Annotated in this window: 9 protein-coding genes and 1 pseudogene; 3 read left to right on the forward strand and 7 right to left on the reverse strand. The window is 70.5% G+C overall.

Annotated features, from left to right (window positions below):
• The 3 genes and pseudogenes from N4P33_RS30775 to N4P33_RS30785 all read right to left on the reverse strand — a co-directional run.
• Positions 1 to 159 (reverse strand): annotated as a pseudogene (locus N4P33_RS30775) (futalosine hydrolase); the annotation flags it as partial.
• A gap of 23 nt (positions 160 to 182) precedes the next feature.
• A complete protein-coding gene (locus N4P33_RS30780) occupies positions 183 to 656 on the reverse strand; it encodes a DUF2771 domain-containing protein (RefSeq protein ID WP_260830224.1) in 474 nt (157 codons plus the stop codon).
• A 64-nt stretch (positions 657 to 720) separates the two neighbouring features.
• Positions 721 to 2,157, reverse strand: coding sequence for an MFS transporter (locus tag N4P33_RS30785; protein WP_260830225.1), 1,437 nt, complete (start codon positions 2,155 to 2,157; stop codon positions 721 to 723).
• Between the two features lie 302 nt (positions 2,158 to 2,459).
• On the opposite strand from N4P33_RS30785, the gene N4P33_RS30790 reads away from it, so the two are divergent.
• Complete coding sequence (locus tag N4P33_RS30790; RefSeq protein WP_260830226.1) at positions 2,460 to 3,380, forward strand: DUF3027 domain-containing protein; 921 nt, start codon at positions 2,460 to 2,462, stop codon at positions 3,378 to 3,380.
• Positions 3,381 to 3,411: 31 nt separating this feature from the next.
• On the opposite strand, the gene N4P33_RS30795 is transcribed toward N4P33_RS30790, so the two are convergent.
• A complete protein-coding gene (locus tag N4P33_RS30795) occupies positions 3,412 to 3,663 on the reverse strand; it encodes a hypothetical protein (protein WP_260830227.1) in 252 nt (83 codons plus the stop codon).
• A gap of 4 nt (positions 3,664 to 3,667) precedes the next feature.
• A complete protein-coding gene (locus tag N4P33_RS30800; protein ID WP_260830228.1) occupies positions 3,668 to 4,579 on the reverse strand; it encodes a hypothetical protein in 912 nt (303 codons plus the stop codon).
• A 249-nt stretch (positions 4,580 to 4,828) separates the two neighbouring features.
• On the opposite strand from N4P33_RS30800, the gene N4P33_RS30805 reads away from it, so the two are divergent.
• Positions 4,829 to 5,704 carry a helix-turn-helix transcriptional regulator gene (locus N4P33_RS30805; RefSeq protein ID WP_260830229.1) on the forward strand — a complete coding sequence of 292 codons (876 nt, stop codon included), beginning with the start codon at positions 4,829 to 4,831 and terminating at the stop codon, positions 5,702 to 5,704.
• Positions 5,701 to 5,892, forward strand: coding sequence for a DUF397 domain-containing protein (locus N4P33_RS30810; RefSeq protein ID WP_260830230.1), 192 nt, complete (start codon positions 5,701 to 5,703; stop codon positions 5,890 to 5,892). The genes N4P33_RS30805 and N4P33_RS30810 overlap by 4 nt, the downstream gene beginning before the upstream one ends.
• A gap of 177 nt (positions 5,893 to 6,069) precedes the next feature.
• On the opposite strand, the gene N4P33_RS30815 is transcribed toward N4P33_RS30810, so the two are convergent.
• Together N4P33_RS30815 and N4P33_RS30820 are read right to left on the reverse strand one after the other, a co-directional pair.
• A complete protein-coding gene (locus N4P33_RS30815) occupies positions 6,070 to 6,393 on the reverse strand; it encodes a barstar family protein (RefSeq protein ID WP_260830231.1) in 324 nt (107 codons plus the stop codon).
• Positions 6,394 to 6,443: 50 nt separating this feature from the next.
• Positions 6,444 to 6,686: M23 family metallopeptidase (locus N4P33_RS30820; RefSeq protein ID WP_260830232.1), on the reverse strand; the 243-nt coding region annotated here is incomplete at its 5' end.

The raw sequence follows: 6,686 nt of genomic DNA on the forward strand, positions 1-6,686 counted from the left end.
CGTGGAGGCGGCGGCGAGGGCCGGGCCGACCCCGGCGGCGAGGAGGTCGGGGCCGCCGGTGACCCGGTGCAGGACCGCACCGGGGAGGGGGGTCTCGGTCACGGGCCCCGGGAACGCCCGGGCCACCGCGTCCCGTTCGGCGGGGACCGCGGTGGCCACGAGGATGCGTGCGGACGACGTGATCAGGCGTCCTTCTTCAGCCTGAAGGACCACAGACCCGTCGCGTCGGTCTCGCCGCCCTTGATCGACACGAGGGTCGAGTCGCCCTGGGCGCCGTACTGCTCGTTGAAGAACACGCTGCCCGGGATGGTGCGGTACGTCTTCGTGCTGGAGTCGGTCAGCGGCTGGCCGTTCATCAGGATCGTCCAGCCCTCGTCGGCGATCTCCGGGTCCACACCGAAGCGCACGGTGGCGTCCGGGTCGACCTTGATCTCGTCGACGCCCTTGTCCTTCAGGCACTTGTTGATGTCGGCGGCCTTCAGGGCCTCGCCCTCGCCGCCGCAGGTGGCCTCGGAGCTCACCGAGGAGCTGCCCACGGTGATCGTGGCCATCGGCGTCGGCTTGTCACAGGCCGACAGGACGAGCAGTCCGGCGGATACGGCGCCGGCGGCGGCGACGGCGCGGCGGCGTCGCACAGCGGATTGCAACGTGGTCATGGCACGAAGGCTATAGGGCGGGCCCGGTCCGCCTCCCATGTGGGGGTACGGCGTGGCCGGAGCGTTACGCCACTCGCGCCCGCCCCGTGCCCCCGTGCCGGGCCGAACCGATCAGCGCGCGGACCGTGAGCAGCCAGCCGGTGCCGACGATCCCGGCGCCCACGGCCAGCCCCAGCGGCCCGATCAGCGGCATCGCGATGCCGACGGCGCCGCCCAGCACCCACGACATCTGCAGCAGCGTCTCGGACCGGGCGAACGCCGACGTACGGACCAGCTCCGGCACGTCCCGCTGGATCAGCGCGTCCAGCGACAGCTTGGCCAGGGCCTGCGCGAACCCGGCGACCGCGGCGAGACAGGCGACGAGGACGGCGCCGAAGAACACGGCGGCGGTGACGGCGGCGCCCGCCACACAGGCCACGACCGTGACGATGATGATCTCCGGGGCGCGGGATCTCAGCCAGGCGCCGACCGCCGTACCCAGCGCGTTGCCGGTGCCCGCCGCCACGCCCACTATCCCCAGCGACACCGCGGCGCTCTGGCCGGTCATGGGGTGTTCGCGCAGCAGGAACGCCAGGAAGAAGATCAGGAAGCCGGTCAGGCAGCGGATGGAGGCGTTGGCGCCGAGCGCGTTCGTCACGGCCGGGCCGACCGTGCGCAGCCCCGGCCGCTTGACCGGCTTACGGTGCGGGCCGTGCAGATGCTGTTCGTCGGCGGCGAGCAGCGCGGTGTCCTCGCCCTTCGCGGAGTCCACCTTCGGCGGCAGGGTGAAGGACAGCACCGTCCCCGCGACGAAGATCACAAACGCGCCGTAGAGCGGCCAGCGGGGCCCGATCTGCTGGAGCCCGGCGCCGATGGGCGCGGCGATCCCGGTGGCGAGCAGCCCGCCGAGCGTCACCCGTGAGTTCGCCTTGACCAGGGAGAACGTGGGCGGCAGCAGCCGCGGCACCACCGCGCTCCTGACCACGCCGTACGCCTTCGAGGCGACCAGCACGCCGAGGGCGGCCGGATACAGCTGGAGGCTGCCGGTGACGACCGCGCCGGACAGGACGAGCGCGAGGAGCGCGCGGGCGAACATCGCGCCCGCCATCGCGGCGCGGCGGCCGTGCGGGAGGCGGTCGAGGAGGGGGCCGACGACGGGGGCGAGGAGGGTGAAGGGCGCCATGGTGATGGCGAGGTAGAGCGCGACGCGCCCGCGGGCCTCGTCGGTCGGCACCGAGAAGAACACGGTCGAGGCGAGCGCGACGGTGATCATGACGTCGCCGGCGCCGTTCACGCCGTGCAGCTCGATCAGCTTGCCGAGCCCTGACTCACCGGCGCCGTGCGCGTGGGTCGCCTTGCGGATGCCGCGTGCGGCGCCGGTCACCGGGAAGTGCAGCGCACGGCCGACGGCACGAAGACGGCCGCCCGCCCGGCCCGTCCGGACGCGTCGGCCGCTCCTCCCCTTGACCCCTTTCGGCCCACCGCTCCCGGTGGCGCCCTGGGGTGTCCTCGCGGTAGCCACGACGCCATAGTGCCCCGAGAACGGGGTGTGTAGTGCCGTATCGGGAGGGACGCGGCGCGGGTGGGTCTGTCCGGCGCAACGGCGAAGGGTGCGGGCGGGCGGCGCGCGGAGGTGAGAACAACCGTCGGTGTAGGCCCAGCGGACGCGAGAAGGTAGCGTGCGTATCTCAGCCATCCCGCAGAATGGATGGAGGCGCGCCCGAGCACGATTCGGCGCGGACGTCGACGCGGTCCCCCGGTCCGCTCCGTCCGCCCCCGCGCGGTGGCGCACTCGTGAGACGGCGTAGGAGAGAAGCGATACCTGTGAGCGCAGCAACGCGAAGCCGGACCCCCGACCGTCTGTGCGCCGAGGCGGTCGACCTCGCCCGCGCCGCAGCCGAGGAGGCCGCCGCGCCGGGGGTGGTCGGCGAGCACGAGGGGCTGGTCTCCGAGGGCGACCGCGTCGTCACGCACTTCTTCGAGTGCAAGGAGCTCGGCTATCGCGGCTGGCGCTGGGCCGTCACCGTCGCCCGCGCCTCCCGCGCCAAGATCGTCACCGTGGACGAGGCGGTACTGCTGCCCGGCCCCGACGCGGTGCTCGCCCCGGAGTGGGTGCCGTGGAGCGAGCGGCTGCGCCCCGGGGACATGGGACCGGGGGATCTGCTCCCCACGGACGCGGAGGATCTGCGCCTGGAGCCCGGCTACTCGGGCGAGGACGAGCTCCCGCCGAACTCTGCGCTCTCCGAGGAGTTCGCCGACCTGGCGGAGGCGGAGGACGCCGAGGTCACCCCGGGCGCGCCCGCGCACCTCACCGCGCCCGCGCGTGGCTCGATCGCCGCGGTCGCCGAGGAACTGGGCATGCGCCGCGCCCGCGTTCTGTCCCGCTACGGCCTGCACAGCGCGGCAGACCGCTGGGAGGAGGCGTTCGGCGCGAAGACCCCGATGGCCCAGGCGGCGCCTGCCTCCTGCGTGACCTGCGGCTTCCTCGTCCCGATCGGCGGCTCGCTCGGCCAGGCCTTCGGCGTCTGCGCCAACGAGTTCTCCCCGGCGGACGGCCGCGTGGTCTCCCTGGCGTACGGCTGCGGCGGCCACTCGGAGGCAGCGGTCATGCCGAAGCCCCCGCAGCCGGCCCCGCCGGTCATCGACGAGACCCGCGTCGACCCCTTCCCGCTCCGTCCGTCCCCCGACTCGGGTTCGGTCCCGGCGGTCGAGGACGCGTCGTCGGCGGAGCTGGGGCACTCCTGAGGAGGGGCCGGAGGGCCGAGGCCGGGGGCGCTTACTCGTCGTCGAAGATCTCTTCGGCCGCGGCCGCGGTGATGGCCCGGCCGAGCCAGAGGTCCAGCACGTCGAGTTCCCTGCAGTCGGTGACCCGTCGGCGGACCTCCTCGGAGACCTCGAGCTGCCGCTTCGCGAGGACCAGCGGAACAACCTCCCCAAAACCTTGAGCACGGCCTTCCTCGCGGGCCTGGCTGCGAGCTTCTTCGCGGATCTCTTCGGCGCGCCAGGATGTGTGGAAGGAGCGGTCCACGCTCCTACGCACCGTCAGGGTCGCTCGCCTCGAAGATGTCTTCGGCCTTGGGCACGGTGACGGCGAGAGCGAGCCAATGGCTCAAGATCTCAGGGTCGTGGCATTCCGTGATGCGGCTGCGGACGGCTTCGGAAATGTCCAGTCCGCGCCGCTCCAGCACGAGCAGGACGTCTTGGGCGCCGCGCTCGGCATGCCCCAGTTCGACGCCTTGCTCACGGCCTTCCTCGCGGATCTCTTCGGCGATGTACGACTTGTAGAAGGAGAGGTCCACGGCCACCAGGTTCCTCCAGAGCTGCTTGGCCGGGCTCTTGGCCAGGCCTTGGGCGGTGAATTCGATGATGGGGTCTGTGATGGCTTCCGGTGTGTCCCGCAACGCGGTGGACAGGGCCTTCAGTATCCCATTGATGACCGGTTCGGTGGCGTGAGTAATGGCCGCCAGGCTGGCCAGCACCAGGTCCGCGCGGGCCTCTTCAGGGTCGGTGATCACCGGCATGTTGTGCGGCCCGGCGACCAGTGGCTGGAGGGTGAGCGTGGGCATTTGGGGCGGACCGCTACTGACGGGCTGCTGGGCCCACTTGGCGGTGGCGTAGTCCTGGCAGACGACCAGGAGGGCCGTGGGGAGCTTGTACTTCGTCCAGAGGTGGGCGGCGTAGTACGCCCAGGCCGACGGTTTGTCCGGGTGCTTCTTGCCCTGGGCCTCGACGGCCAGCAGGAACGCGCCCTGCTCGGCGGTCTCCAGACGCAGCAGCGTGTCCACGCGGCGTTCGACGGGCGCGGTCTCGGTGAGGTCGGTCGGCAGGACCGCGGCGTTCACCGGGGGCGGCATGTCGACGCCGAGGAAGCGTGAGACGCGGCTGAACAGGCCGGGGTCGTGCTGGAAGATGCGATGCATCGCCTCGTGGGGCGGACTGACCATGCGGTGTGGTGCGCCTTGCATATCCCTGCGGAACGTGCGCCGAGCGTAGGCGTGTTGAGCGGTCCGATTTCCGGTTGATCCCGTGATGTTCACCCGTGCGAGTGAGTGCCGGACACTGACGTCGTGGAGAGACTCAGCGGGTACGTGCGGTGACTGTCCGGAGTCTGTCCGGTGCTGTCGGGGCTGTCAGGGCGGTTCGTACGGGTAGGGCGCTGTGGGCGGCACGGCGAGTACGACGGAGGGCGCGGTATGACGGTCGAGGCGGAGACGGGTCGGCTCAAGAGCGAGGCGGACGAGCCGGGTTGGGAGGTGGACCCGGACGACGAGTGGGGTGTCGCGGTCATCGCGACGGTGGGTCGGCAGCTGAAGCTGCGGCGCGAGGCGGCGGGGATGCGGGTCGCCGAGTTCGGGGCGGCGATCGGGTACGGGGAGGACCTGGTCCGCAAGGTCGAGGGCGGCAAGCGAATTCCTCGGAAGGAATATCTCGACCGGTCCGACGAGGTGTTGGGGGCCGATGGGCTCATCTCGGCGACGTGGGAGGACGTCAAGAAGGTCCGGTATCCGAAGAAGGTCCGGGAGCTGGGGAAGCTGGAGGGAAGGGCCGTCGAGATCGGTGTCTACGAGTGCAACATCATCGCTGGGCTGTTGCAGACACCGGATCACGCGCGGACCGTCATCGGCGCGGCGCAGCCGCCGTATTCACCGGATGACGTGGAGCGCATGGTGGCCGCGCGACTGGCCCGGCAGTCGGTCTTCGCGCGGGATCCGGCTCCGGCGCTCAGTTTCGTCCTGGAAGAGGGCGCGTTGCGACGTCCCATCGGGGGCAGAATGGTGTGGCGCCAGCAGCTCGAACGCCTGTTGGAGGTAGGGCGGTTGCACAACGTCGTGCTCCAGGTCATGCCGATGGACTGCGAGACCCACTCCGGCCTGGACGGCAGGATCGAGCTGCTGAAGTTCGCGGACGGCACGGCGGTGGGCCGCTCAGACGGTGCGTTCAACGGCCGTCCGACCCCGGATCCCAAACACCTACGCATCCTCGAACTGCGGTATGGCACGATCCGGGCTCAGGCGCTCTCGCCAAGGGAGTCGCTGGCCTTCATCGAGAGACTGCTGGGAGAGACATGATGGGCGACTCGGAACTGGCCTGGTTCAAGAGCAGCTACAGCGGCGGCAACGACGGCGAATCCTGCGTCGAACTCGCCCTCACCCCCGGCACCGTCCACATCCGCGACTCCAAGGCCACCGAAGGCCCCCGCCTCGCCGTGACGCCCGAAGCATGGGCGAACTTCGTGCAGCTTGCGTCCGAGGGGTGACGTATCGCCACAACCCAAGCGCCTCGTGGGTGAAATGAAGGGGGCCCGCCCCGTCGACCTGTCGGTGATTTCACTCGAGGGCCAAAAGGGAGGCGAGGGAGCCCCGCTGTTGTGTCTGGTGGTTCCTTACCGTCCCCGCGGGTGTGGGCGGCACCAACCAGGTGGCGTGGACCGGTGCTATCGGTAGTGGATGCGGCGTGGCACGGCGAAGTACTGGCCGTATTCACCCAGATAGTCGTCGAGGAGGGCCCGCAGCTTGTGGGCTTCGGCCGGAAGAGCCGCCGAGAAAGCGGACCAACCGGTGAAGATCAGCTCGTGCGGGAGATCGACGAGTCCGGTGATCGCATCCCAGAACGCGTTCCAGTTCCGGCCGTAGAAATCCGGGAACTGCAGCCGTCGCTGGAGCAGGCGGTGCAGTTCCTCGGCATTCCTTACCGTGGCCAGGTCGATGACCACCGATTCGGGAACGGCGGGCTCTGTGTCGTTCGTCTCGTCAGCCATGGTGGCCGTGGGCCCTTCAGTGGCCCGGGGGCGGAGCCTTACGGGGCCGGTCAGGCGCCGTGGGCGCGGAGGAACTTCATCGGGTCGATGGCCGAGCCGTAGTTCGGGGTGGTGCGGATCTCGAAGTGCAGGTGCGGGCCGCTGGAGTTACCGGTGTTGCCGGACAGGGCTATCTTCTGGCCGGTCTTGACGATCTGGCCGATCTTCACGTTGACCTGCGACAGGTGGGCGTACTGGGAGTACGTGCCGTTGCCGTGCTTGATGACGACGGCGTTGCCGTAGGCGGGGCCGTC

Source organism: Streptomyces sp. 15-116A (genome assembly GCF_025290915.1).
Taxonomy (GTDB): Bacteria; Actinomycetota; Actinomycetes; order Streptomycetales; family Streptomycetaceae; genus Streptomyces.